Here is a 25,374-nt window from a genome sequence, read left to right on the forward strand (position 1 = left end):
CCTCACGGTCACGAATACCGCGGATGCGGAAGCGTCGACGGCGGCAGTCCCGCCACCCTGGTCCGCTCCGCGTCGCGCGCGGAGTCCAGCAGGGACGCCGTCGACAGCGACCGCAGCCCCGGCGTGTCGCGGTCCACCCGCAGGACCGGCGCCGCGTCGCGGGCCGCGAGTACGAAGCCCCAGTCCTGCGGCGGCGTGCCGGTCACGCCGAGCGGAGTGCGGTCGGGCCCGGCGGCGAAGCCCGAGAGGCGGCCGCCGGCGCTGTACGGCGCGGTGCGCAGCCCCGCCGCGCGCAGCGTGGACTCGACGGTCCAGTACGCCCGCGGCCGGGTGACCACCGGTCCGGCGTGCACGGCGATCCGGCCGCCGGGGCGCAGGGCCCGCGCGGCCAGCCCGTAGAACTCCTGCGAGTACAGCTTCGTGCTGGGGGTGATGCCCGGGTCGGGGAGGTCGGAGACGATGACGTCGAAGCGGTCCTCGGCGGCCGGGCCCCGCAGCCAGCGGAAGGCGTCCTGGGTGACGACGCCCAGGCGCGGGTCCTCGTAGACCCGCGCGTTGAGCGCGGAGAGCTGGGGGTCGGTGCGGGCCAGACGGACGACGCCCGGGTCGAGCTCGACGACGGTGACGGAGTCGACGTCCCGGTAGCGCAGCACCTCGCGGGCGGCGAGCCCGTCGCCTCCGCCGAGGACCAGGACCCGGCGGTGCGGGCCGCTCATCGCGGGGTGCACGAGGGCCTCGTGGTAGCGGTACTCGTCGTAGCCGCTGACCCGCAGCCGCCCGTCGAGGTAGAGGTCGAGGGAGCGAGGGGAGCCGGTCGCCGGCCCGGTGAGGACCAGTTCCTGCACCCCGGTCTGGACGGCGACGCGGACCTCCGCGCCGTAGACGGCGCGCCGGGCGACCCGCTCGAAGTCCCCGGCGAGGACGGTCGCGGCGGCGAGCACGGCGAGCACGGTGACGTTGGCGACGATCAGCAGCCAGCGGCCGCGCCGGCTCAGGTCGCGGCGGAACAACCACAGCACCAGGAAGCCCCCGACGGCCGCGTTGACGGTGCCGGTGACCATGGCGCCGGTGAGCTGCCCGAGCAGCGGGAGCAGTAGGAAGGGGAAGGCCAGGCCGCCGACGAGGGCGCCCACGTAGTCGGCGGCGAACAGGTCGGCGACGGCCCCGCCCGCGTCCTGTCTGCGGATGCGCTGGATGAGGACCATCAGCAGCGGGATCTCCGCGCCGATGAGCACCCCGATGGCGAAGGAGAAGCCGACGAGCGCCGGCCGGGACTCCCCCAACCAGGCGAAACTCGCGTACAGCGCCATGGCCGAGAGCCCGCCGAGGAGCGCCAGCACGGCCTCGATGGCGCCGAAGCCGAGGGCCGGGTGGCGGCGGAACCGTTTGGCGAGCAGGGAGCCGACGCCCATGGCGAAGACCATGACGGACAGCACGACCGACGCCTGGGTGACGGAGTCGCCGATGAGGTAGGAGCCGAGGGCGAGCAGCTCCAGTTCGTACACGAGCCCGCAGGCGGCGCAGACGAACACGGTGGCCAGGACGAGGAGTCGGCCGGTCCGGGGCCGCACGGGCAGGGCGGACGGGACGGCCGACGCACCCCTCGGCTCCGGGGCCGGGAGCACCCGGCGCGGGACGGAACGGTCGATCATGCAGCGAACCGTACGTCACCACCCACTCGCACCCGGTCACCCACATGGGTGCAAGTGGCGTACCAATCCACCCGGTTGGCGCAACCACGGGGCGGGCACCCGCGCCCGAACGACAGATCTAGAGGAGCGCGGGGGATTCCACGGGCACGGGCGTCGGGGCGCCCATGCGCACGCCGACGCGCGTACGGGTGGCCACCAGTTGGCCCTCCTGGGGGTACGCGTGCCAGGTGCGCCACCGCACCTGGCCCTCCCAGCGCTGCGCGAGCATGGCGGTGAAGGCGTGCGGGCTGCCCGGGAAGGTTCCCGCGAGCCCGTTCGGGTGATCCGCCACCAGTGCGAGCAGTTCCTGCGCCCGCCCGGCGAACGACCCGCGGGAGAGGGTCTCGACCCGCGCGGCGAACTCGTACTCCCAGTCGCCCACCCGCTTCGCGACGCCGAGCGGCAGCGGCGTGCTGCTGCCGGGCATGCAGGCGACCGTCTCCGAGCAGAGCACCTCGCCCTCCTCCAGGAGCACCTGATGGGAGGCCCCGAGCAGACGCAACTCCACTTTGGCGTCCGCCAGCTGGAGGTTCAGTACGGCCAGGGCGGGCAGCCGGTCCCGTCCGAGGGCCCAGGCGAGATCGGCGGCACGCGTGTCGGTGTAGGAGGTCTGGAGGGTCGTGAGCATGAGTCGGCTCCGCAAACGCGCGAGGGAGATGGCCGGGGTCCGCCGGCGGTGGGCAACGGGCGGGGGGACACCGGCACGGGTCCACAGGAAGTCCGGGTGGGTCCGAGGACTGGTCTACTCAACCGAGGGAATCATGAAAGGCACGGCACTCACAGCGCTTTTACCCAACTTGACGTGGTTTACATCCCCCCGGGGGCTCCACAGTTCAGGTGTTCAACCGGCCCCCGCCGGCGCGTCGCGGTGCGGTGGTCGACGAGAGGGCGCCCGGCGGTCTCCGGACCGCCGGGCGCCCCGCTCGCCGCGGTGCCCGCTGCCCCGTGTCAGCTGGAACCGCCGCACCCCCCGCCACCGCCGCCACACGAGGACGACGATCCGCAGGAGGACGAGGAACCGCAGGAGGAAGAGCTGCCGCAGCCGGATCCGGAGTGACCGCCGGCCCACCAGCTGCTGCTGCCGCTGCTGCTGCTGCCACTGCCGCCCGAGCCGGAGCCCGAGTACCCCTGACGGAACGACCGGATGGCGATGGCCGCCAGGACGGCGAAGACCAGGATTCCGATCCCAATGAAGACGAACGTCATGTCCGCCCCCTCTCTCACGCCCCGGTCCTCCCGGGGAGCGGGATCCCCTCGTCCCGCGTGCAGGGGGGATGCCCGCAGGCCACGCGGCCCAAAGCACACTTGAGCAAGTCCAGAGGTTGCCCGCAGGATGGCGCCCATGAGCGCACCCGTGAGCAGCGACCGCCCCTTCCTGAACCGCCGCCTGGCGGCCTTCGGCACCACGATCTTCGCGGAGATGTCGGCGCTGGCCGCCCGCACCGGCTCGATCAACCTGGGCCAGGGCTTCCCCGACACCGACGGCCCGGCGGCCATCGCCGAGGCCGCCTCCCGCGCGGTCCTCACGGGTCTCGGCAACCAGTACCCACCGGGCCCCGGCGTCCCCGAGCTGCGCACCGCGATCGCCGCCCACCAGCAGCGCTTCTACGGCCTGTCCTACGACCCCGACACCGAGGTGCTGGTCACCGCCGGGGCCACCGAGGCCATCGCCGCCTCCCTCCTGGCCCTCCTGGAACCGGGCGACGAGGTCATCGCCCTGGAGCCGTACTACGACTCGTACGCGGCCTGCATCGCGATGGCGGGCGCGGTCCGCGTCCCCGTCACCCTGCGCCCGCACTCCGGGGCCTTCGCCCTCGACCTCGACGAACTGCGCGCCGCCGTCACCCCGCGCACCCGGCTGCTGCTGCTCAACACCCCGCACAACCCGACGGGCACCGTCCTGACCGGCGAGGAACTGGCCGCGATCGCCGCCCTCGCCGTGGAGCGCGACCTCCTCGTCGTCACGGACGAGGTGTACGAGCACCTGGTCTTCGACGGCGCCCACACCCCCCTGGCCGGGCTGCCGGGCATGCGCGAGCGCACGGTCACCATCTCCTCGGCCGGGAAGACGTTTTCCTTCACCGGCTGGAAGGTCGGCTGGATCACCGCGCCCCCGGCGCTGGTCACGGCGGTCCGCTCGGCGAAGCAGTTCCTCACCTACGTCTCCTCGGGCCCCTTCCAGTACGCGATCGCCGAGGCCCTCGCGCTGCCCGACGACTACTACGACGGCTTCCGCGCCGATCTGGCCGCCAAGCGCGACCTGCTCTCCGAGGGGCTGGCGGCGGCCGGCTTCGAGGTCTACCGCCCGCAGGGCACCTACTTCATCACCACCGACATCACCCCGCTGGGCGAGAAGGACGGCCTCGCCTTCTGCCGCGCCCTGCCCGAGCGCTGCGGGGTCGTCGCCATCCCCAACCAGGTCTTCTACGACGACACCGCCGCGGGGGCCACCCAGGTCCGCTGGGCCTTCTGCAAGCGGACCGAAGTGCTCGAGGAGGCCGTTTCCCGTCTGGGCGCGCTCTAGGGGTCCGACCCGAAGGATTCACCGCTTCGCAAACCTTTCCGGCCGGCGCGCCAGGCGCATTCGTGCGTGCTTGCGAGGTGGCTGAGGCCGATGTGAAGCTGTCGGTGCGAACGTGCCCGAAGCCACTCACGACGCCGTGAGCGGAACCATCACGAGCCGAAAGTCGGGACACATGGCAACGGGCAGAGCGACGGTGACCTCGTCGCCCCTGGAGATCCGCGCGCTCAAGGTCGTACGGTCGGCCGCACCGACGAGCCTCATCGCACTCGCCCTGTTCGCCGCCGTACGCGGGGCCGGGGTGCTCGTGCTCGTCATCGGGTCCTGGTGGGCCGGGCGCTCGCCCATGAAGGTGCTCGGGGTCTCCTGGGACTCCGTCTGGTACCTGAAGATCGCCGCGAACGGCTACGGGCGGACCCAGATGTGGCCCAGCCCGCACGCCACCGGCACCGGGCTGATCCAGAGCGACTTCGCGTTCTTCCCGCTCTACCCGACGCTGATACGACTCCTCGGCTCCGTGCTGCCCGGCGGGCTCGTCCCCGCCGGGATCCTCATCGCCTGGATCTCGGCCGCCGTGGCCGCGGTCGGGGTGTACAGGATCGGCGAGCGGGTCATCGGCCCGCGGGCCGGGCTGCTGCTCGTGGGGCTCTGGGCGGCCCTCCCGCACGCGGTGGTGCTGTCCCTGGCCTACACCGAGGCCCTGCTGGCCGCGCTCGCCGCCTGGGCCCTGTACGCCCTGCTGCGGGGCCGTTGGTTGTGGGCCGCCGGCCTCGCCGTGCTCGCCGGGCTGACCCGGCCCACGGGGCTGGCCGTCGCGGCCGCCGTGTCGGCCATGGCGTTGCACGCGATCGTCGTACGGAAGTCCCGCGCGCCCGAGGTGTGGGCGGCCGGGCTGCTGGCGCCGGCCGGCTGGGCCGCGTACGTCCTGGCCGTCGGGGTGCACGTGGGCGATCCCCTCGGCGGCTACTTCGCCGTGCAGCGGAACTGGGGGTCGAGGTTCGACTTCGGCGTCGGGGCGCTGCGCTCGGCGGAGCAGGTGCTGACCGGCGGGCACGTGCCGCTCGCGACCACCGTGACGGTGGTGCTGCTGTCGGTCACGGGGCTGCTGGCGATGCTCCTCGTACTGGACCGCATCCCGCTGCCGCTGCTCGCCTACACCGGGATACTGCTGCTCATCGCCTTCGGCGGGGCGGGCTACTTCGAGTCGAAGCCCCGGTTCCTGCTGCCGGCGTTCCCGCTGCTGCTGCCGATGGCCGCCGTGATGGCGAGAGCCCGGCCGCGCACCGCGATCGTGGTGACCGCGGTGCTGGCCGGGCTCGGGTACGGATACGGGCTGTACCTGCTGCTGATCGCCCGCGTACCGCTGTAGTCGACTAGTTGGTCTCGTCGCCTTCGCCGTCGCCCTCGGAGGAGTCGATCTCCTTCTCCAGGCCGAGCTGCTCGACGAGCCACTTGTCGAATTCGATGGAGGCGCGGACCCAGCTGACCGTGGAGGACACGAAGTGCTCCAGGTTGACGCCGGTGCCGATCAGCATCTGCGCCTCACCGATCAGACGGACCGAGCCGTCGTCGTGCGTGTGGCTGTAGACCTTCGGCCACAGGGTGCGGCGGTTCCAGTCGTCGATCGACTCGAGAAGCTGCGGCTTCTCGTCGATCTTGTGCGGACGGTCGTAGAAGGTCCGCACCGAGAACACCTGCTGCTCGTCCTCGCCGCGGAACATGAAGTACGTGCGGAAGTCCTCCCACGGCGCCGCGAGGTCACCCTCGTCGTCGACGACGTACTTGAGCTCCATCTGCTCCAGCAGCTGCTTGACCAGCTCCTGGTCGGGGACGACGGGGCCCGCCGGTCCTGAGGCCTGCGGTTCGGGCTGCTGCCCTCCGAAATTCGGAATCGAGGCCGGGTCGATGCTCACCGTGTTCTTCCCTTCGTGCGGATACCTGCATCCTCCCCCATCCGTCCCACCCCATGTCCAGCCCCGCACGCGCGATCCGCGCAGGGCGGACAGGACCGGGCCGCCGTAAGGGTGAAGATGTCCGGATCACCCCTGGTCACGACGGCCCGGAGGGCCTCACAGGGCCTTGCCGACGAGCAGGTCCTCGCCCGCCACGTCCACGCGCACGGTGTCGCCGTCGCGGACCTCGCCGGCCAGGATCTCCTTGGCCAGCCGGTCGCCGATCGCCGTCTGGATCAGGCGGCGCAGCGGCCGGGCACCGTACGCCGGGTCGTTGCCCTTGTCCGCCAGCCAGGCCAGGGCCTCGGGGGTGACGTCCAGGGTCAGGCGGCGGTCGGCCAGCCGCTTGGCGAGGCGGCCGATCTGGAGCTCGGCGATGTGCGCCAGCTCCTCCTCGCCGAGGGCCGAGAAGACCACGAGGTCGTCGAGCCGGTTGAGGAACTCCGGCTTGAAACTGGCCCGGACCACGTCCAGGACCTGCTTCTTCTTCTCGTCCGCGGGTGTGGCCGGGTTCATCAGGAACTGGCTGCCCAGGTTCGACGTGAGGATCAGGATGGCGTTGCGGAAGTCCACGGTGCGGCCCTGGCCGTCCGTGAGACGGCCGTCGTCGAGGACCTGGAGCAGGACGTCGAAGACCTCGGGGTGGGCCTTCTCCACCTCGTCCAGGAGGACGACGGAGTACGGGCGCCTGCGCACGGCCTCGGTGAGCTGGCCGCCCTCCTCGTAGCCGACGTACCCGGGCGGGGCGCCGACGAGGCGGGACACGCTGTGCTTCTCGCCGTACTCCGACATGTCGATGCGGACCATGGCCCGCTCGTCGTCGAAGAGGAAGTCGGCGAGGGCCTTGGCCAGCTCCGTCTTGCCGACGCCGGTGGGGCCGAGGAAGAGGAAGGAGCCGGTCGGGCGGTCCGGGTCGGCGATGCCGGCGCGGGTGCGGCGCACCGCGTCCGAGACGGCCCGCACGGCCTCGGTCTGGCCGATCAGGCGGCGGCCCAGCTCCTCCTCCATGCGGAGCAGCTTCTGGGTCTCCCCTTCGAGGAGGCGGCCGGCCGGGATGCCGGTCCAGGCGCCGACCACGTCCGCGATGTCGTCGGGGCCGACCTCGTCCTTGACCATGCTGTCCTTGGCCGCACCGGCCTTGGAGGCCTCCTCCTCGGCCTCGGTGGCCTCGGCGAGCTCGCGCTCCAGGGCGGGGATCTCCCCGTAGAGCAGCTTGGAGGCGGAGTCGAAGTCGCCGTCGCGCTGGGCGCGCTCGGCCTGCCCGCGCAGCTCGTCCAGGCGCTCCTTGAGCTCGCCGACCCGGTTGAGGGACTGCTTCTCCTTCTCCCAGCGGGCGGTCAGGCCGCGCAGGTCCTCCTCCTTGTCGGCGAGGTCCTTGCGGAGCTTGTCGAGGCGTTCGCGGGAGGCCGGGTCGGACTCGTTGTTCAGCGCCAGCTCCTCCATCCGCAGCCGGTCGACGGAACGCTGGAGCTCGTCGATCTCCACGGGCGAGGAGTCGATCTCCATGCGCAGCCGGGACGCCGCCTCGTCGACGAGGTCGATGGCCTTGTCGGGGAGGAAGCGGGAGGTGATGTAGCGGTCGGAGAGGGTCGCGGCGGCGACCAGCGCGCTGTCGTTGATGACCACCTTGTGGTGGGCCTCGTAGCGGCCCTTGAGCCCGCGCAGGATGGCGATGGTGTCCTCGACGGACGGCTCGGCGACCAGCACCTGCTGGAAGCGCCGCTCCAGCGCCGGGTCCTTTTCGATGCGCTCGCGGTACTCGTCGAGGGTGGTCGCGCCGACCATGCGCAGCTCGCCGCGGGCCAGCATGGGCTTGAGCATGTTGCCCGCGTCCATGGCGGAATCGCCGCCGGCGCCCGCACCGACGACGGTGTGCAGCTCGTCGATGAAGGTGATGATCTGGCCCTCGCTCGACTTGATCTCGGCGAGGACGGTCTTGAGCCGCTCCTCGAACTCGCCCCGGTACTTGGCGCCGGCGACCATCGCGCCGAGGTCGAGGGAGACGAGCCGCTTGTTCTTGAGGGACTCGGGGACGTCGCCCTTGACGATGCGCTGGGCCAGGCCCTCGACGACGGCCGTCTTGCCGACGCCGGGCTCCCCGATGAGCACCGGGTTGTTCTTGGTGCGGCGCGAGAGCACCTGGACGACGCGCCGGATCTCGTGGTCGCGGCCGATGACCGGGTCGAGCTTGCCGTCGCGGGCGGCTGCCGTGAAGTCGGTGCCGAACTTCTCCAGGGCCTTGTACTGGCCCTCCGGGTCGGGGGTGGTCACCCGCCGTGCTCCTCGTGCGTTCTGGAAGGCGTCGAGCAGCTTCTTCGCCGTCGCGCCCTGGCCGGAAAGGACCTCACCGGCCGCACCGCCCTTGGCGGCGACGGCGATGAGCAGGTGTTCGGTGGAGAGGTACTCGTCGCCGAGCTTGCCCGCCTCCGCGTCGGCCTCGGCGAGGACGGCGAGCAGGTCGCGGCTGGGCTGCGGGGGCGCGACGGTGGAGCCCGTGACGCTGGGCAGGGCGGCGAGCAGCCGCTCGGCGCCGGCCCGGACGGCCGCCTGGTCGGCGTCGGTGGCGACCAGCAGGTCGATGACGTTCTCGTTGTCCTCGCCGGCGAGCAGCGCCAGCAGCAGGTGCGCGGGGGTCAGGTCGGCGTGGCCGTCCTTGACGGCCCTGCTGGTGGCGGCGTTCAGGGCGTCCCGGCTCTTGTTGGTCAGCTCGGCGTCCACTGCGTCTTCTCCTCTCCGGAGGGCTACCCGGATCCATGGTCGTACGGTTGCGCGAACAGGAATTCTGACAGGGTCAGCGTATGCAAAGTTGAGTCTATTCCACTCAAGGGCGATTCGGGGCCGGTCTGCCCGTACCCTTCGGGCCATGTCCCATGACGTACTCAACCCGACGCCCGAGTACCTCGCCTTCTGGCGGGAGCGGCACGTCTGCACCCTGACCACCCCGCGGCCCGACGGCTCCCCGCACGTGGTCCCGGTGGGCGTGACGTACGACCCGGAGGCCGGCCTGGCCCGGGTCATCAGCAACAAGCACAGCAAGAAGGTGCGCAACGTCCTCGCGGCCCAGGCCGCCGAGCCGGGCGGGGCCCGGGTCGCCGTCTGCCAGATGGAGGGGCGCCGCTGGGCGACGCTGGAGGGGCGCGCGGTGATCCGTACGGACGAGGCCTCGGTCGCCGAGGCGGTGGCGCGCTACGCGCAGCGGTACGGGCGCACTCCCTCGCCCAACCCCGACCGGGTGGTCCTGGAGATCACCCTGGAGCGGGCGATGGGCCGGGCCTGAGCGGAACCGGAAGGGTGCGGGCCGGAAACCGTCCCGCTCATATTGTCCCGTTCAACCACTGGACGGGGACATCACAACGGCGCCATCGTGGTCAGGTCCACGATGGCGCCGTTGTGTGGGGGTAGCACCTGAGCGATCTGCAACGACGGGGGAATCGCTTCAGGCACTGCGGGGGGTGGCGGTGGTGATATCGGGTTCGAAGAGCTGGTGGTCGCGCTGATCGAGATTGACGAAGACCATTCCGTAGCGCACCTCGCAGCGGACGGGCTGCGGCGCGCCGCGCGGCCGGCGCAGGCACCTGTAGGCACGGACGTCCTCGTCCTCCTCGCGCACGATGACGATCGGCTGTCCGAAGAGCGTGACCATCAACGAGTCGCCAGGGTGGGGGATGGCCGTGGCGAGGTCGATGAACTGCCAGCCGGAGCGGTAGGCAGAGGCCATTTCGCGGCGGAAGCCGCGGTCGTCCGGGGTCACGCTTCCCTCCCTCCGGCCACGGGGACGCTTCCGTCCGTACGCATGGGGCTCGAATCCCATCCACTGTCCAGCCGCCCGGCCTGTACGCTGTCCCAACCGCTGTCGACCGGGCTCAGCGCCTGGGTTCCGGCGACCCCGAGGCCCGCGCCGATCAGCCCCCCGAAGGCCACGGTCGAGAAGATGACGGTGGCAAGCGTCGAGCGAAGCATTCTTCTGTACATGGTCGGCTTCGTCCTAACTTGATGAAATCCTCTCCCCCGCGAACTAGACGATGGCTCATTCGGGCACGTCGATGCCACAGGGACGATGCATCATGTTCTTGCATGTTCAGGACCCTGGGGGGTGGAGATTTGCCTCAAAGCACCACAAAAACGACACATCACCACTCCATTGCAGACCTGTGCCCCGAGGGCACCCGTCTGTACGCGAACGCACTCAGCGCCGGCCGAATCGCGCGTGCAGACGTGCAAGCGGCCCCCTGCCTGCTCGAATTCGCGCTGCTCCACCCCGATCCTGACGACGCGAACCTGCTGCGTCCGGTTCCCCCGTCCGTCGCACTCGCACAGCGTCTTCACCCCATCGAGCGGGAAATCCAGGACCGGCGCCGGCATTCCATCGAACTCGCCGAAGCTTTCGAGCCCTTCCTCGCCATCAGCACGCAGATGCCGCCCAACGCGGACGCCATCACCGTGCTGGAGGGGTTCGACCGCATCAACCTGGCACTCAACCTCGCCACCGCCGACTGCCACACCGAGATGCTGACCATCCAGCCCGGTGGCGCCCGCAGCGCGCCGGCCCTCACCCAGGCCCTGCAGCGCGACCAGCCGCTGACCGACCGGGGGGTCAGCATACGCACGCTCTACCAGCACACCGTCCGGCACAGTCCCGGCACCCTCGCGTACGTGGAGCACATTTCCCCCGGAAAGGTGGAAGTCCGCACCCTGGAGCAGCTCATCCCGCGGCTGATTGTCTTCGATCGCACGGTCGCCTTCATCCCGGCGAGCGACGACCGCAGCGTGGCCCTGGAACTGCGTCATCCCGGGCTGGTCGAGTACCTCATCAGAGTCTTCGAGGCGCTGTGGCACCTCGCCACACCGCTCAGCGAGCAGGTGACGTACGACCCCATGCCGTCGGGCATCTCCGGCGTGCAGCGCACCATCGCCCAACTCCTCGTCGAGGGGCACGTGGACGAGGCCATCGCGCGCCGGCTGGGAATGAACGTACGCACGTGCCGCGCGCACATCGCGAAGCTCGCCACCGCCCTGGGCAGCGGCAGCCGCGCCCAACTCGGCTTCCTCATCGCCCAGTCCGGCATCCTGGGCCGGCCCGGGGACCCGACCAAGCCCGACGACGGCCCGGAGGCCTGAACCCGGTGGACCGGGGCCGGCGGCCCGAACGGCGGCCGCCCGGTGGCCGCCCGGCGCGGAACGCGAGAAGGGCCCCCGGCCGGACGGCTGTCCGGTCGGGGGCCCTTCTCTTGCGCGGGTGTGCGCGAGGTGCGCTCAGTCCATCGGCCGCTTCGGCGCCGGCCGCCACACCACCAGGGCGTTGCCCGGCTGCGGGGGCTGGTACGGGACCAGGTCACGGCGGTAGGAGGCGTGCACCTGGGCCTCGCGGGCCCGGAGCGTGGCCGCCGCGCCGTCGACCGCCGCGGAGAGCTCGGCCACGCGCTGCTGGAGCGCGGCGACCTGGTTCTCCAGCTCGATGATCCGCTTGATGCCCGCCAGGTTGATGCCCTCGTCCTGGGACAACGCCTGCACCGTGCGGAGCAGTTCGATGTCCCTGGCCGAATACCGTCGGCCGCGCCCGGCCGTGCGGTCCGGGGAGACCAGGCCGAGGCGGTCGTACTGGCGGAGGGTCTGCGGATGCAGGCCCGAGAGCTGGGCGGCCACCGAGATCACGTAGACCGGGGTCTCGTCGGTGAGCTGGTAGCCCCCGCCCAGGCGGGAGGACTGTCGTCGGCGGCCGTCCATGGTCATGCTCCCTTCGCGGACTCGAACAGCGCGGAGCGCGGGTCCTCGGACTCCGTCGCCTCGCGGTACATCTCCAGCGCCTCGCGCGCCTTGTCCGACAGCTGCGAGGGCACCGCGACCTCGACGGTGACCAGCAGGTCGCCGCGGGTGCCGTCCTTGCGGACCGCGCCCTTGCCGCGGGCCCGCATGGTGCGACCGCCCGGGGTGCCCGGCGGCAGCTTCAGCGTCACCGAGGGGCCGTTCAGGGTGGGCACCTTGATGTCGGCGCCCAGGGCCGCCTCGGCGAAGGTCACCGGGACGGTCACCGTCAGGTTGTCGTCCTTGCGGCCGAACACCGGGTGGGAGCCGACGTGCACGACGACGTAGAGGTCGCCGGCCGGACCGCCGCGCTCGCCCGGCGCGCCCTTGCCGCGCAGCCTGATCCGCTGGCCGTCGGAGACGCCCGCCGGGATCCGGACCTGCATGGTGCGGGAGGACTTGGCACGACCGCTGCCCTTGCACACGTCGCAGGGGGTCTCCGCGATCAGGCCGCGGCCCTTGCAGTCGGCGCACGGGTCGGTCAGCGAGAAGCCGCCGCCGCTGCCCCGGGAGACCTGGCCGGTGCCGACGCAGGTCGGGCACACGCGGGGCGTGCCGTTCTTGTCGCCGGTGCCCGCACAGGCCTTGCAGGGCGCCTGGGAGGACATCCGGAGCGGGACCGTGGCCCCGTCCACCGCCTCCGTGAAGGAGAGGGTGACCTCCGACTCGATGTCCTGGCCGCGGCGCGGCTGGGTCCGGGTGCCCGGACCCGCCGTGCCGCGGCCGCCGAAGAGGCCGCCGAAGACGTCACCCAGGCCGCCGCCGAAACCGCCGGCCCCGGCGCCACCCGACTGGGTGCCGCCGAAGAGGTCGCCCAGGTCGAAGTTGAACGAGCCGCCGCCCGCGCCGGGACCGGGGCGGAAGCCACCGTTCCCGAACAGCGCGCGGGCCTCGTCGTACTCCTTGCGCTTCTTCGGGTCACCGAGGATGTCGTTCGCCTCGGAGATCTCCTTGAAGCGCTCCTCGGCCGAGGAGTCGCCCTTGTTGGCGTCCGGGTGGAACTCGCGGGCGAGCTTCCGGTACGCCTTCTTGATCTCGGCCTCGGTGGCGTCCTTCGGGACACCGAGGACCTTGTAGTAGTCCTTCTCGACGAAGTCCTTCGTGTTCATCCCCGGTGTCCCTCCTCCCGTGCCACCACTGGTTCAAGCTCAGCCGTTGTCGGCTGCATCCGTGTCCTTGTCGGACGACGCGTCGCCTTCCGACGACTCGGACTTGGGGGCCGCGCCCGGCTGGGGCTCGGCCACCGCGACCCGTGCGGGACGGATCGTACGCTCGCCGATCCGGTACCCCGGCTGCAGGATCGCCACGCAGGTCGTCTCGGTGACGTCCGGCGCGTACGAGTGCATCAGGGCCTCGTGGACCGTCGGGTCGAAGGGCTCGCCCTCCTTGCCGAACTGCTGCAGACCCATCTTGGCGGCGACCGTCTCCAGCGATTCGGCCACCGACTTGAAGCCGCCGACCAGCTCGCCATGTTCCCGCGCCCGGCCGATGTCGTCCAGGGTCGGGAGCAGCTCCGTCAGGAGGGACGCGACCGCGATCTCCTTGACGGTGATCCGGTCCCGCTCCACCCGGCGGCGGTAGTTCTGGTACTCCGCCTGGAGCCGCTGGAGGTCCGCGGTGCGCTCATTGAGCGCCGTACGGGCCTGGTCCAGCTGCGCCAGAAGGGCCGTTTCCTGGCCTGCGGCCTGTGCTGCTGCGCTGTCGTCCCCGGCCGGGGCCTCCGTGTCCTTGGCGGACTCGGCGGACCCGGCGGCCTTCGACTCTTCGGGCGTGCCGTCGGCGGGGACTTCGGGCTTCTCCTCGAAGCCCGGGGTCTCCTCCGACATCAGGCAGCGCCGCCCTTCGGCTTCTCGTCGTCGACGATCTCGGCGTCGACGACGTCGTCGTCGGCGGCCTTGTCCTGGGCACCCGCGGCGCCCGCGGCACCCTGGGCGGCCTGCGCGTCGGCGTAGATCGCCTGGCCCAGCTTCTGGCTGACCGCGGCGAGCTTCTCGGTCGCGGTGCGGATCTCGGCGGTGTCCTCGCCCTTGAGCTTGTCCTTCAGCTCGGTGACGGCGGTCTCGACCTCGGCCTTGACCTCGGCCGGGACCTTGTCCTCGTTGTCCTTGACGAACTTCTCCGTCTGGTAGACGAGCTGCTCGCCCTGGTTGCGGGACTCGGCCGCCTCCTTGCGACGGAGGTCCTCGTCCGCGTACTGCTCCGCCTCCTGGCGCATGCGGTCGACCTCGTCCTTGCCGAGCGAAGAGCCGCCGGTGACGGTCATCTTCTGCTCCTTGCCCGTGCCGAGGTCCTTCGCGGTCACGTGCATGATGCCGTTCGCGTCGATGTCGAAGGAGACCTCGATCTGCGGGACGCCACGCGGGGCCGGCGGCAGGCCGGTCAGCTCGAACATGCCGAGCTTCTTGTTGTACGCCGCGATCTCGCGCTCGCCCTGGTAGACCTGGATCTGCACGGACGGCTGGTTGTCCTCGGCCGTCGTGAAGATCTCGGACCGCTTGGTCGGGATCGTGGTGTTGCGCTCGATGAGCTTGGTCATGATGCCGCCCTTGGTCTCGATGCCGAGGGACAGCGGGGTCACGTCGAGGAGCAGGACGTCCTTGACCTCACCCTTGAGGACACCGGCCTGGAGGGTGGCGCCGATGGCGACGACCTCGTCCGGGTTGACGCCCTTGTTGGCGTCCTGACCGCCGGTGAGCTCCTTGACGAGCTCGGCGACGGCCGGCATGCGGGTGGAGCCGCCGACCAGGACCACGTGGTCGATCTCGGACAGCGCGATGCCGGCGTCCTTGATGACGTTGTGGAACGGGGTCTTGCAGCGGTCGAGCAGGTCCGCGGTCAGCTGCTGGAACTGGGAGCGCGTGAGCTTCTCGTCCAGGTGCAGCGGGCCCTCGGCGGAGGCCGTGATGTACGGCAGGTTGATCGTGGTCTCCGTGGAGGAGGACAGCTCGATCTTCGCCTTCTCGGCGGCCTCGCGCAGACGCTGGAGCGCCATCTTGTCCTTGGACAGGTCGACGCCGTGGCCGTTGGCGAACTGCTTCACCAGGTAGTCGACGACGCGCTGGTCCCAGTCGTCGCCACCGAGGTGGTTGTCACCGTTGGTGGCCTTGACCTCGACGACACCGTCGCCGATCTCCAGGAGCGACACGTCGAAGGTGCCGCCACCGAGGTCGAAGACGAGGATGGTCTGGTCGTCCTTGTCGAGACCGTAGGCCAGGGCGGCGGCCGTCGGCTCGTTGACGATGCGCAGGACGTTCAGGCCCGCGATCTCGCCGGCCTCCTTCGTCGCCTGACGCTCGGAGTCGTTGAAGTAGGCCGGGACGGTGATGACCGCGTCCGTGACCTTCTCACCCAGGTAGGCCTCGGCGTCGCGCTTCAGCTTCTGCAGGATGAAGGCGCTCATCTGCTGCGGGTTGAAGTCCTTGCCATCCAGGTTGATCTTCCAGTCAGTGCCCATGTGGCGCTTGACGGAGCGGATGGTCCGGTCCACGTTCGTGACCGCCTGGCGCTTGGCGACCTCGCCGACGAGGACCTCGCCGTTCTTGGCGAAGGCGACGACGGACGGCGTGGTCCTGGCGCCCTCGGCGTTGGTGATGACGGTGGGCTCGCCGCCTTCCAGAACGCTGACGACGGAGTTAGTGGTGCCCAGGTCGATGCCGACCGCACGTGCCATTTTGATTCCTCCAGCTGACTTGAGTGGAACAGACTCAACCATGACTCATCGCGGCGCGCACGTCAACAGAACTGAGTCGAGTCGACTCAACCTTTAGGTCGCCCTTACACGCAACCCTGCGGATTCCGACCCTGCCGGCGCCTGCGGCGCGGGGCGATTCCGGCCCTGCCGCCACTTGCGGCGCGGGGCGATTCCAGGCCCGCCGGCGTTCGAGGCGCGGGCTCCGGGGCGGAGCCCCGGCGGCGGCGCCGCAGCCGAACGGGTCACCCGGCCGCGCGCCACCCACCCCGGCCGGGAGGCGTACGGCACGGTGCTGGCATGGCAACGTCCCTCATCGCCCGGCCGGGGGCACGACCGGCCAGGCCCTCGGCGAAGCGGGTGTTCGACCTGCTCGGCGCGGCCGCCCTGCTGGCGCTGTGCGCCGTACCGCTCGCACTGGCCGCCGGGCTGCTCTGCGCGACCCAGGGCGGGCGGGTCTTCGTGCGGGAGCCGGTGGCCGGGCTGTCCGGGCGGCCCTTCCGGACCTGGAGGTTCCGCACGGCCCCGGCAGGCCGCACCGGAGCCGCGGTGGAGCGCTGCGCGCTCGACGCGCTGCCCCAGCTGCTCAACGTGCTCCGCGGCGAGATGTCCCTCGTCGGCCCGCGCCCGGAATCACGTACCGACCGGGCCGACAGGCTGCTCGTACGTCCCGGAATGACCGGGTTGTGGCAGGTCAGCGCGCGCTCCGACCTGCCCTGGGAGGAGATGGCCCTGCTCGACCGGCATTATGTGGAGAACCATTGGCTCGGGATGGACCTGGCGATCCTCGCGCAGACCCCTCGGGCGGCCTTGCGGCAAAGGCTCGCCTGAGCGACACAGATCACCGCACGCTCGGCTACATTGCGGCGTCGGGAATGGGTAACCTCAAGCCTTGACTTCATAAGTTACCGCTTAGTAAGTGCTGCCCGAGGAGCCCGCCCATGCAACTCGCCGCGATCATCGTGTCGCTGGTCATCACGGTGGTAGCCGTCGCGCTGTTCGGCCGTGCCATCGCGCAGATCTACAGATTCGTGCGCCTCGGCCAGCCTGTGCCCGCGGGCACGCGCACCGGTGACCCCACGCAGCGCACCATCACCCTGGTCAAGGAATTCCTCGGCCACACCCGCATGAACCGCTGGGGCATCGTCGGCTTCGCCCACTGGTTCGTGGCGGTGGGCTTCTTCTCGCTGCTGCTGACGATCGTCAACGCCTTCGGCCAGCTCTTCCAGGCCGACTGGCTGATCCCGATCATCGGCGACTGGCTGCCGTACGAGATCTTCACCGAGTTCCTCGGCCTGATGACCGTGCTCGGCATCGTCACCCTGATCGTGATCCGGCAGCTGAGCCGGCCGAGCAAGGCGGGCCGCAAGTCCCGCTTCGCGGGATCCAAGACGGGCCAGGCCTACTTCGTCGAGGCCGTCATCCTGATCGTCGGCGTCTGCATCATGACGCTGCGCGCGCTGGAGGGCGTCCAGCACCACGTCGACGGCTGGGAGCCGGGCTTCTTCGCCTCGTACCCGCTGATCGCCGCCTTCGACGGGCTGAGCCCGGGCACGATCCAGCACCTCACGTACTTCTTCGCGGCCCTCAAGATCGTCACGTCCTTCACCTGGATGATCACGGTCTCGCTGAACACCAACATGGGTGTCGCCTGGCACCGCTTCCTCGGCTTCCCGAACATCTGGTTCAAGCGCAACGCGGACGGCGCGACCGCCCTCGGCGCGCTCCAGCCGATGACCAGCGGTGGCAAGGAGATCGACTTCGAGGAGCCGGGCGAGGACGACGTCTTCGGCGTCTCCCAGGTCGAGCAGTTCTCCTGGAAGGGCATCCTCGACTTCTCCACGTGCACCGAGTGCGGTCGCTGCCAGTCGCAGTGCCCCGCCTGGAACACGGGCAAGCCGCTCTCCCCGAAGCTCCTGATCATGTCGCTGCGCGACCACGCGCACGCCAAGGCCCCGTACCTGCTGGCCGGCGGCGGCAAGACGATGGAGGGCGACGAGAAGGCCTCCGCGGAGCAGCTGAAGGACGTCCCGGCGGCCGCCCTGGCCGAGGCCGAGCGCCCGCTCATCGGCACCGCCGAGGAGAACGGCGTCATCGACCCGGACGTGCTGTGGTCCTGCACGACCTGCGGTGCGTGCGTCGAGCAGTGCCCGGTCGACATCGAGCACATCGACCACATCGTCGACATGCGCCGCTACCAGGTGATGATCGAGAGCGCGTTCCCGTCGGAGGCGGGCACGATGCTCAAGAACCTGGAGAAGAAGGGCAACCCCTGGGGCCTGGCGAAGAAGCAGCGCGTCGAGTGGACCAAGGAGGTGGACTTCGAGGTCCCGATCATCGGGAAGGACGCGGAGGACCTCTCCGAGTTCGACTACCTCTACTGGGTCGGCTGCGCCGGCGCCTTGGAGGACCGGGCCAAGAAGACCACGAAGGCCTTCGCGGAGCTCCTGAACATCGCGGGCGTCAAGTTCGCGATCATGGGCGGCGACGAGAAGTGCACCGGTGACTCGCCGCGCCGCCTGGGCAACGAGCCGCTGTTCCAGCAGCTGGGCCAGGAGAACGTGGCCATGCTGAACATGGCGTTCGGCGAGGACGACGACGACCCCGAGACGAAGAAGCCGAAGTCGGCGAAGCGGATCGTCTCGACCTGCCCGCACTGCTTCAACACCATCGCGAACGAGTACCCGCAGCTCGGCGGCGAGTACGAGGTCATCCACCACACGCAGCTGCTCCAGCACCTGATCGACGAGGGCCGGCTGACGCCGGTGACGCCGGTCGACGGTCTGATCACGTACCACGACCCGTGCTACCTGGGCCGCCACAACAAGGTCTACACGCCGCCGCGCGAGATCATGTCGGCCGTTCCGGGCCTGCGACAGCAGGAGATGCACCGACACAAGGAGCGGGGCTTCTGCTGTGGCGCGGGTGGTGCGCGGATGTGGATGGAAGAGCGCATCGGCAAGCGCATCAACAACGAGCGCGTGGACGAGGCCCTGTCCCTGAACCCGGACATCGTCTCCACGGCGTGCCCGTTCTGCCTGGTCATGCTGACCGACTCGGTCAACGGCAAGAAGAACGAGGGCCAGGCCAAGGAGTCCGTCCAGGTGGTGGACGTGGCCCAGCTCCTCCTGGAGTCGGTGAAGGCCCCGGGCCCGACGGAGGCCGAACTGGCCGAAGCCGCCGCCGCGGAAGCCGCCGCCGAAGCCGAAGCCGCTGCCGAAGCCGCTGCCGCGGAGGCCGCTGCCAAGGCCAAGGCCGAGGAGGAAGCGAAGGCGAAGGCCGAGGCGGAGGCGAAGGCCAAGGCAGAGGCCGAAGCGAAGGCGAAGGCCGAAGCGGAAGCGGAAGCCAAGGCGAAGGCCGAGGCCGAAGCGAAGGCGGAAGCCGAGGCCAAGGCGAAGGCCGAGCCGGAATCCGAGGCCAAGGCCGAGCCTGTGGCTCCTGTAGCGGAGGCGGAGGCCGAGGCCCCCGCAGCCGAGGCGGAAGCCGGCGCCGAGCCGGAGGCGAAGCCCGAGGCCGAGACCGAGGCTGAAGCCAAGCCGGAGGCGAAGACCGAGGCCAAGGACGAGGCGAAGGCCGTGGCTGAGGCCAAGGACGAGGCCGAGACGGCGACGACGACGGCGGACGACGACGCCGAGGCGAAGCCCGAGGCGGTCAAGGCCGAGGACACCAAGTAGTCCCCGGGTCCACCCGCACCACACCGGAACGGCCGGTCCCCCACCCGGGGGGCCGGCCGTTCCGGCATGTCCGGCGCCCCGCCGGGGGGCCGGCCGGGCCGCGATGTGTTCCGCCCGGCCCCACAGGGCCCCGGTCCGCCGCCGGGGTCCGGGAGGGGCGGGAGTCCGGAGGTCAGGTCCGGTTGCGGCGGAGCATCGCGAAGCCCAGGCCCGCCGCACCGACCGCGGCCATGCCGCCGCCCGCGGCCAGCAGCAGCGGGGTGTCGGCGTCCGCCGTGGCGACCCCTTCCGCACCGGCCTTGACCCCGCCCTTCGGGACGATCCGCTCGACGGCCGGCTTGACGACGTCCTTCGCGACGTCCGCCGTCCCCGTCTCCCGCTTCGTGTCGCGCTTCGTGTCGCGCTTCGTGTCCACCGTGTACTTCTCGATCAGCCTGCCGTTGAAGTCGTACACCCAGCTGTTCCCGCCGCCCCTGCCGTCGATGACGACGAACTTCACGCGCTTGCCGTCCCGGACGAGCTTGTACGTCCAGCCGTCGTTCTGCACGCTCGGGTGCTTCAGGTCGATCGTGCCGAGGGCGTTCCCGTTCGGCATGGAGAGGTGGACGCGCTTGCCGTTCGGGCCGTCGACCAGCTTCGCGATCCGCCCGTCCGGCATGGTCAGCCGGACCGAGCTCTCCCTCTTGACCTCCGGCTTCGGCTTCGGCTTCTCGGAGCCCTCGACCCACGAGGTCACGGTGCCGTTCGGCTGGAGCACCACGTGCAGGCCGTTGTTCCGGCCGTACGTCGCGGCCCCGCCCTTGCTGACCAGCGTGTCCAGCTTCGTACCGCCGGAGAGGATGTCCGCCTCGAAGTGGTTGTCGGAGATCTTGTAGACCTTGGCGATCGAGCCGTCCGCCAGCTTCACGGTCGTGACGTACGCCCGCACGCTCGGCTTCGGCTTCTCGACCGGCTTCTCGGACGGCTTCACCGGCGGCTGGATCTGCGGGTCCACCGGCGGGTCCACCGGAGGCTGCTCGATCCCCGGCAGTACCTGCGGCTCGGGGACGGCCGGGGAGTCCGCGAAGGCGGATCCCACCGGGAGGGCCATGACGGCGGCCGCGCCGGTCACGACGGCGGCGGTACGGAGGGCGGTACGGCGAGTGCGGGGGGTGCTGCGCATGACGGACGGCTCTTCTCGTTCGTTCGTTGATTCGTTCATTCGTTCAGCGACACTCACGAAGCTACGGACCCGATATGTGCGTATTCCGTAGGGAATGTAACGAGGACCAACAGAACGCGACGCAAACACGTAAACCGGACAGCTCGGGGTTCCCCCGGACATCCCCTAGGGGATGTCACAGCTCAGCCGCAAAGGGTGCTTCTTTCCGCCGCCCGGTCACCGGACCCCGCAGGACCAGGTACGTTCGATCACGTGGCTGGATTCAGGATCGGACGCGGCCGGGACAACAACCGCCCGCCCCAACAACCCCCGCAGCAGCAGCCGTACGGTCAGCAGCAACCGCAGCCGCCGTACGGCCGCCAGGCCTACCCTCCCGCCGGCCCCCCGCCCCCGCAGCAGCAGTGGCCGCAGCCGGGCGCCGGCGGTGGGCACGGCGAGCCCGAGTACTTCGACCCGTACGGTCAGCAGCAACCGCAGCAGCCGTACGGCCACGGAGCACCCGGACCGGGATACACCAACGACAACCCGGGGCACACCCAGGTCTTCGCCTTCGGCGAGGACCCGTACGGCCAGGGCTCGACCTACCAGGCCGGCGGGGCCGCGGCGGCTCCGGCCGGGCCGCGACTGCCCTGGAAGGAACTGCTCCGCGGCATCGTGACCCGGCCCGGGCAGACCTTCTTCCAGATGCGCGACCACGCCGTCTGGGGTCCGGCGCTCACCGTGACCTTCCTCTACGGCCTCCTCGCGGTCTTCGGCTTCGACGACGCCCGCAAGGACGTGATCAACGCGACCCTGTCGAAGGCCGTCCCGATCGTCCTCTCCGCCGGAGCGGCCTTCGTCATCTGCGGTCTGCTCCTGGGCGCCGTCACGCACACGCTGGCCCGCCAGATGGGCGGCGACGGGGCCTGGCAGCCGACCGTGGGCCTGTCGATGCTGGTCATGTCGCTGACCGACGCCCCGCGCCTGCTCTTCGCGGTGTTCCTGGGCGGCGACAACGGCCTGGTCCAGGTCCTGGGCTGGGCCACCTGGGTGGCGGCCGGTGCGCTCTTCACGTCGCTGATCAGCAAGTCTCACGACCTGCCGTGGCCGAAGGCGCTGGGCGCGTCCGCGATCCAGCTGATCGCCCTGCTGTCGATCATCAAGCTGGGCACGCTGTAGCCCCGCCGCACGCCCCTCCCCGCACGCAGAAAGGGCCCGCCGCGCGATCCTCCGCACGGCGGGCCCTCCGCTTTGCCCACGCCCGTGGAACTAGGCGTCGAGCACCTGTCCCTCACGCTTCACGACGGGCGGCAGGACCGACCAGGGGAACTCGATCCAGTCGTCCGTGCGCTTCCACACGTACTCGCACTGCACCAGGGAGTGCGACTTCTCGTAGATGACGGCGGAGCGCACCTCGGCGACGTGGCCGAGGCAGAAGTCGTGGACCAGCTTCAGCGTCTTGCCGGTGTCGGCGACGTCGTCGGCGATCAGCACCTTCTTGTTCGTGAAGTCGATCGCCTCGGGCACGGGGGCCAGCATGACCGGCATCTCCAGCGTGGTCCCGACGCCCGTGTAGAACTCGACGTTCACCAGGTGGATGTTCTTGCAGTCGAGCGCGTACGCCAGCCCGCCCGCGACGAACACCCCGCCCCGAGCGATGCTCAGGATGATGTCGGGCTCGTAGCCGTCCTCCGCGATGGTGGTCGCCAGCTCGCGGATGGCGTTCCCGAAGCCCTCGTAGGAGAGGTTCTCGCGTACTACGTCACTCATGCCTCGTGCCTCACCTGGGTGCGGTGGAAGTTCTGGAAGGAGCGCGAGGCGGTCGGCCCGCGCTGCCCCTGGTACCTGGACCCGTAGCGGTCGCTGCCGTACGGGAACTCCGCGGGCGAGCTGAGGCGGAACATGCACAGCTGCCCGATCTTCATGCCCGGCCAGAGCTTGATCGGCAGCGTGGCGAGGTTCGACAGCTCCAGGGTCACGTGGCCCGAGAACCCGGGGTCGATGAACCCGGCGGTCGAATGCGTCACCAGGCCGAGACGGCCGAGGCTGGACTTCCCCTCCAGTCTGGAGGCGATGTCGTCGGGGAGCGAGATGACCTCGTACGTCGAGGCGAGGACGAACTCGCCCGGGTGCAGAATGAAGGCCTCGTCCCCCTCCGGCTCGACCATGCGGGTCAGGTCGGCCTGCTCGATGGCGGGGTCGATGTGGGCGTAGCGGTGGTTCTCGAACACCCGGAAGAACCGGTCGAGGCGCACGTCGATGCTGGAGGGTTGGATCATCGACTCCTCGAACGGGTCGATGCGAACCCGTCCGCTGTCGATCTCGGCCCGGATGTCTTTGTCAGAGAGAAGCACGTCCCGAGGATACGCAGGCGCACGGGCCACCCCCAATCGAGAGCGGCACCGCGCGCGCCTCCTGCCTCCTGCTACCGCTTCACGCCACCGACGGGCACGGCCTGGCGCAACCGCGCACACCGCGGACACCGCAGCAACCGTCCGGGCCCGATCCGGCCGGCACCGAGGTGCTGCAGCGGGAAGGAGGCGGTACTGAACACGTGCCCTTCGGCACAACGGACGACGGTGTGCTCCATCGAGTCCCTTTCCCCAACGAGCTGTACTGCGACGAATCGCCACATTAGGGGATGATCGGGACCGAGCTCCAGCCGCCGCTCCGAACCCACACGGTACGCCCCAACTCCCGCCCACACACGCCTGGATGCACGCCACACACGACAACGACCCCGCGGCGAACACACCGGGGGTCGATCATGAGGTAGAGTGGGCAACGGTAAGGATCCAGGCAACTGGTCCACCCTGCGGATGTAGTTTAATGGTAGAACATGAGCTTCCCAAGCTTATAGCGCGGGTTCGATTCCCGTCATCCGCTCTTCCACGAAGCCCCAGGTCAGCGACCTGGGGCTTTCGTCGTTGTCTAGACCTCTCTGGCCTCGCCGTGCCCTCCGCGTGCCCCAACTCGCAGGAACGCCCTGCCCGGAGGGGTTTCCGCACACCATTCACACCTCCCGGACGCGATCGCACCTCCCATCGCGAGGCGCATTGCGCATGACCTGCCTCACAGCAGCGGTCGGGTGGTGCCAATTCGCGGTGCTGAACCGACAGTTGGCAGACGCGTCCAGCCAGGGCGCCTACTCCGGCACCTGTCGACCGGCCGGCGGTTCCGGGTCCACGGGAAAGAGGGACCGGGTGCCCGTCATTTCCAGAAGCCGCTGGAGCCGGCGCCGAGGAGCCGGCAGGCGGATGACGGTGCCGGTCCCTTGGGCCGCGCGGCGCGCGGCGAGGAGCACGTTCAGCGCCGAGGAGTCGCAGAAGGTGAGGCCGCTGCAGTCGACCGCCACGGGCTTGACCACCGAAGCATGAGCGAGCGCCTCGGAGAGGGCGAAGTGCAAGGCGGGCGCCGTATCGATGTCGATCTCTCCGGTGGGCCTGATCGTGACGGCGTGTTCCAGGATCTCCACGCCGATGCCGTTGCCGCCGGGGGGCTGGGGACGCTGTCCGGCCATGGCGATCACTCCTTGCATCCATCGAGGCGCCCCCCTCCCGACGCCGGGGATACGGGTCACGAACTGCGCTGATCGCGGGTGTTCTGGCGGAGCTGGTCGGCGTGCCGGGTCATGGCGTCGATGCGCTCGGCGATCTCGGCATCCTCGGGCCGCAGGTGGGCCCGGGTACCGGCCAGGGGGCGGACGAGGCGGGCGGTGTCGTTGTGGGCGAGGGCCTGGTTCAGGTCGCCGATCGCGCCCACGGAGTCCGCAGCGAGGCCGGTGAGGGCGGTGACCTGGCCGGCGAGCCGCCGCAGATCGGCGGCGTTGTCGCGGGCCCAGGCGTCCACGCTGCGGTCGGCGGCGCGAGCATCCCGGGTGGCCTGGACGCGCTCCTCGCCCGTGCTTCCGGCCTTCCCCGGCCGCAGGCGCAGGTAGCGGCGCTCGGCGGCCTGGCGACTGGCGACTCCCAGGGGGCCGGCGAGGTCGGCCCAGCTGGCGCCCTCACTGCGGGCAGTTTCGATCAGGCCGGCCTCCCAGCCTCCCAGCTGCTCGCGGACCTCGCGCAGCATCAGCAGGGCGGCCAGGGCCGGGTGGGGGCCCGCGCCCGGTGTCGGCGACGCTGCCGATGTTGCCTGCTGCGCGTCCTTGACGGCCTGGTGGATGGTCTCCAGCGCCGCGGCGGCGGCCAGGAAGGTGACGGGTGGGGTCGGCTCTGCGGCCTCGGTCATGGCGGTCTCCGTGGTCTGTCATCCTCCAGATGACTGCTTGCTTGTCATCGTTTCGATGACATGTTACAACGGGAGCACGTTGAAGCGCATTGGCAGTTTCTGCCTGGACCAACTGGAGGTGTTTCGCGATGTTGATGCGCACCGACCCGTTCCGCGAGATGGACCGGATCGTTCAGCAGCTTTCGGGTGCGTCGGGTACGTGGTCGAAGCCGTCCGTGATGCCCATGGACGCCTACCGCGAAGGCGACGTGTACGTCATCGCCTTCGACCTGCCCGGTGTGAGCACCGAGGCGATCGACATCGACGTCGAGCGGAACATGCTGACCGTGAAGGCCGAGCGCCGCCCCACGGGCAAGTCCGACGGCGTGCAGATGGAACTGTCCGAGCGGCCGCTGGGTGTCTTCTCCCGCCAGGTCATGCTGGCCGACACCCTCGACACCGAGCACATCGAAGCCGACTACGACGCGGGTGTCCTGACCCTGCGGATCCCGATCGCCGAGCGCGCCAAGCCGCGGAAGATCGCGATCGGCGGCGACGCCGGCCGCAAGCAGATCTCCGGCTGACCGGCCCGGCAACCCCCTGGCACCAGCAGCGGAGGACGGGGAACCCTATCCCCCTCCGGCGCCCCGTCCTCCGCACCCCTTGCCCTCTTCACCCCTCCTCCGGAGGTGACGT

General features: G+C 70.4%; 22 protein-coding genes, 1 tRNA gene and 1 pseudogene. 9 read left to right on the plus strand and 15 right to left on the minus strand.

Features of this window, described 5'->3' with window-relative positions:
• Nucleotides 1-8: 8 nt before the first annotated feature.
• Entirely contained in the window at nucleotides 9-1,652 is a 1,644-nt protein-coding gene (locus tag ACFYZL_RS14670) for a polyamine aminopropyltransferase (RefSeq protein ID WP_388679108.1), read from the minus strand.
• 118 nt (nucleotides 1,653-1,770) lie between these two features.
• Nucleotides 1,771-2,319 (minus strand): DUF2617 family protein, encoded by a 549-nt coding sequence (locus tag ACFYZL_RS14675; RefSeq protein WP_384748929.1) that lies wholly within the window; start codon nucleotides 2,317-2,319, stop codon nucleotides 1,771-1,773.
• A gap of 705 nt (nucleotides 2,320-3,024) precedes the next feature.
• On the opposite strand from ACFYZL_RS14675, the gene ACFYZL_RS14680 reads away from it, so the two are divergent.
• Entirely contained in the window at nucleotides 3,025-4,215 is a 1,191-nt protein-coding gene (locus tag ACFYZL_RS14680; protein WP_388679111.1) for a pyridoxal phosphate-dependent aminotransferase, read from the plus strand.
• A 172-nt stretch (nucleotides 4,216-4,387) separates the two neighbouring features.
• On the plus strand, nucleotides 4,388-5,581 hold the full coding sequence (locus ACFYZL_RS14685) for a hypothetical protein (RefSeq protein ID WP_384748934.1): 1,194 nt from the start codon (nucleotides 4,388-4,390) through the stop codon (nucleotides 5,579-5,581).
• Between the two features lie 4 nt (nucleotides 5,582-5,585).
• On the opposite strand, the gene ACFYZL_RS14690 is transcribed toward ACFYZL_RS14685, so the two are convergent.
• A complete protein-coding gene (locus ACFYZL_RS14690; protein ID WP_384748937.1) occupies nucleotides 5,586-6,125 on the minus strand; it encodes a YbjN domain-containing protein in 540 nt (179 codons plus the stop codon).
• Between the two features lie 156 nt (nucleotides 6,126-6,281).
• The gene (gene clpB, locus ACFYZL_RS14695) at nucleotides 6,282-8,882 is read right to left on the minus strand and encodes an ATP-dependent chaperone ClpB (RefSeq protein ID WP_384748939.1); all 2,601 of its coding nucleotides are present in this window, start codon (nucleotides 8,880-8,882) and stop codon (nucleotides 6,282-6,284) included.
• A gap of 145 nt (nucleotides 8,883-9,027) precedes the next feature.
• Between clpB and ACFYZL_RS14700 the strand changes: the two genes are divergently transcribed.
• Nucleotides 9,028-9,441 carry a pyridoxamine 5'-phosphate oxidase family protein gene (locus tag ACFYZL_RS14700; RefSeq protein WP_384580361.1) on the plus strand — a complete coding sequence of 138 codons (414 nt, stop codon included), beginning with the start codon at nucleotides 9,028-9,030 and terminating at the stop codon, nucleotides 9,439-9,441.
• Between the two features lie 159 nt (nucleotides 9,442-9,600).
• Here ACFYZL_RS14700 and ACFYZL_RS14705 read toward each other — a convergent pair whose 3' ends face one another.
• Nucleotides 9,601-9,882: a (2Fe-2S)-binding protein gene (locus tag ACFYZL_RS14705; RefSeq protein ID WP_051734285.1), complete on the minus strand. Its 282-nt coding sequence runs from the start codon at nucleotides 9,880-9,882 to the stop codon at nucleotides 9,601-9,603.
• A gap of 29 nt (nucleotides 9,883-9,911) precedes the next feature.
• On the minus strand, nucleotides 9,912-10,124 hold the full coding sequence (locus ACFYZL_RS14710) for a hypothetical protein (protein WP_384580359.1): 213 nt from the start codon (nucleotides 10,122-10,124) through the stop codon (nucleotides 9,912-9,914).
• Between the two features lie 114 nt (nucleotides 10,125-10,238).
• On the opposite strand from ACFYZL_RS14710, the gene ACFYZL_RS14715 reads away from it, so the two are divergent.
• The gene (locus tag ACFYZL_RS14715) at nucleotides 10,239-11,282 is read left to right on the plus strand and encodes a helix-turn-helix transcriptional regulator (protein ID WP_384748942.1); all 1,044 of its coding nucleotides are present in this window, start codon (nucleotides 10,239-10,241) and stop codon (nucleotides 11,280-11,282) included.
• Between the two features lie 135 nt (nucleotides 11,283-11,417).
• Here the strand turns inward: ACFYZL_RS14715 and ACFYZL_RS14720 are convergent, their stop codons facing one another.
• The 4 genes from ACFYZL_RS14720 to dnaK are packed head-to-tail and all read right to left on the minus strand — an operon-like array spanning nucleotide 11,418 to nucleotide 15,636.
• On the minus strand, nucleotides 11,418-11,888 hold the full coding sequence (locus ACFYZL_RS14720) for a heat shock protein transcriptional repressor HspR (RefSeq protein ID WP_384580355.1): 471 nt from the start codon (nucleotides 11,886-11,888) through the stop codon (nucleotides 11,418-11,420).
• Between the two features lie 2 nt (nucleotides 11,889-11,890).
• Entirely contained in the window at nucleotides 11,891-13,075 is a 1,185-nt protein-coding gene (gene dnaJ / locus ACFYZL_RS14725; protein WP_388679118.1) for a molecular chaperone DnaJ, read from the minus strand.
• A 39-nt stretch (nucleotides 13,076-13,114) separates the two neighbouring features.
• Complete coding sequence (gene grpE / locus ACFYZL_RS14730) at nucleotides 13,115-13,792, minus strand: nucleotide exchange factor GrpE (RefSeq protein ID WP_388679121.1); 678 nt, start codon at nucleotides 13,790-13,792, stop codon at nucleotides 13,115-13,117.
• The gene (gene dnaK, locus ACFYZL_RS14735; RefSeq protein ID WP_384748950.1) at nucleotides 13,792-15,636 is read right to left on the minus strand and encodes a molecular chaperone DnaK; all 1,845 of its coding nucleotides are present in this window, start codon (nucleotides 15,634-15,636) and stop codon (nucleotides 13,792-13,794) included. Before dnaK ends, grpE begins: the two co-directional genes overlap by 1 nt.
• 318 nt (nucleotides 15,637-15,954) lie before the next feature.
• Here dnaK and ACFYZL_RS14740 point away from each other — a divergent pair, with 318 nt between their 5' ends.
• Together ACFYZL_RS14740 and ACFYZL_RS14745 are read left to right on the plus strand one after the other, a co-directional pair.
• The gene (locus ACFYZL_RS14740; protein ID WP_384736382.1) at nucleotides 15,955-16,485 is read left to right on the plus strand and encodes a sugar transferase; all 531 of its coding nucleotides are present in this window, start codon (nucleotides 15,955-15,957) and stop codon (nucleotides 16,483-16,485) included.
• A gap of 110 nt (nucleotides 16,486-16,595) precedes the next feature.
• A pseudogene (locus ACFYZL_RS14745) lies at nucleotides 16,596-18,857 on the plus strand ((Fe-S)-binding protein); the annotation flags it as partial.
• Between the two features lie 643 nt (nucleotides 18,858-19,500).
• Here the strand turns inward: ACFYZL_RS14745 and ACFYZL_RS14750 are convergent.
• Nucleotides 19,501-20,490 (minus strand): hypothetical protein, encoded by a 990-nt coding sequence (locus ACFYZL_RS14750; protein ID WP_388679125.1) that lies wholly within the window; start codon nucleotides 20,488-20,490, stop codon nucleotides 19,501-19,503.
• Between the two features lie 252 nt (nucleotides 20,491-20,742).
• On the opposite strand from ACFYZL_RS14750, the gene ACFYZL_RS14755 reads away from it, so the two are divergent.
• The gene (locus tag ACFYZL_RS14755; protein WP_384748955.1) at nucleotides 20,743-21,648 is read left to right on the plus strand and encodes a Yip1 family protein; all 906 of its coding nucleotides are present in this window, start codon (nucleotides 20,743-20,745) and stop codon (nucleotides 21,646-21,648) included.
• Between the two features lie 90 nt (nucleotides 21,649-21,738).
• Here the strand turns inward: ACFYZL_RS14755 and ACFYZL_RS14760 are convergent, their stop codons facing one another.
• Together ACFYZL_RS14760 and dcd are read right to left on the minus strand one after the other, a co-directional pair.
• On the minus strand, nucleotides 21,739-22,239 hold the full coding sequence (locus ACFYZL_RS14760) for a phosphoribosyltransferase (RefSeq protein WP_384748958.1): 501 nt from the start codon (nucleotides 22,237-22,239) through the stop codon (nucleotides 21,739-21,741).
• Nucleotides 22,236-22,823: a dCTP deaminase gene (gene dcd / locus ACFYZL_RS14765; RefSeq protein ID WP_376660035.1), complete on the minus strand. Its 588-nt coding sequence runs from the start codon at nucleotides 22,821-22,823 to the stop codon at nucleotides 22,236-22,238. The genes ACFYZL_RS14760 and dcd overlap by 4 nt, the downstream gene beginning before the upstream one ends.
• A 461-nt stretch (nucleotides 22,824-23,284) precedes the next feature.
• Here dcd and ACFYZL_RS14770 point away from each other — a divergent pair.
• Nucleotides 23,285-23,355: transfer RNA gene (locus ACFYZL_RS14770), tRNA-Gly, on the plus strand.
• 259 nt (nucleotides 23,356-23,614) lie between these two features.
• On the opposite strand, the gene ACFYZL_RS14775 is transcribed toward ACFYZL_RS14770, so the two are convergent.
• Both ACFYZL_RS14775 and ACFYZL_RS14780 read right to left on the minus strand, forming a co-directional pair.
• Entirely contained in the window at nucleotides 23,615-23,989 is a 375-nt protein-coding gene (locus ACFYZL_RS14775) for an STAS domain-containing protein (protein WP_388679130.1), read from the minus strand.
• A gap of 56 nt (nucleotides 23,990-24,045) precedes the next feature.
• A complete protein-coding gene (locus tag ACFYZL_RS14780; protein WP_384748964.1) occupies nucleotides 24,046-24,699 on the minus strand; it encodes an HSP18 transcriptional regulator in 654 nt (217 codons plus the stop codon).
• A 128-nt stretch (nucleotides 24,700-24,827) separates the two neighbouring features.
• Here ACFYZL_RS14780 and ACFYZL_RS14785 point away from each other — a divergent pair, with 128 nt between their 5' ends.
• Nucleotides 24,828-25,262 (plus strand): Hsp20/alpha crystallin family protein, encoded by a 435-nt coding sequence (locus tag ACFYZL_RS14785; protein WP_384748967.1) that lies wholly within the window; start codon nucleotides 24,828-24,830, stop codon nucleotides 25,260-25,262.
• The last annotated feature ends 112 nt before the right edge of the window (nucleotides 25,263-25,374 follow it).

It is taken from the genome of Streptomyces sp. NPDC001717 (assembly GCF_042892775.1).
Lineage (GTDB): Bacteria > Actinomycetota > Actinomycetes > Streptomycetales > Streptomycetaceae > Streptomyces.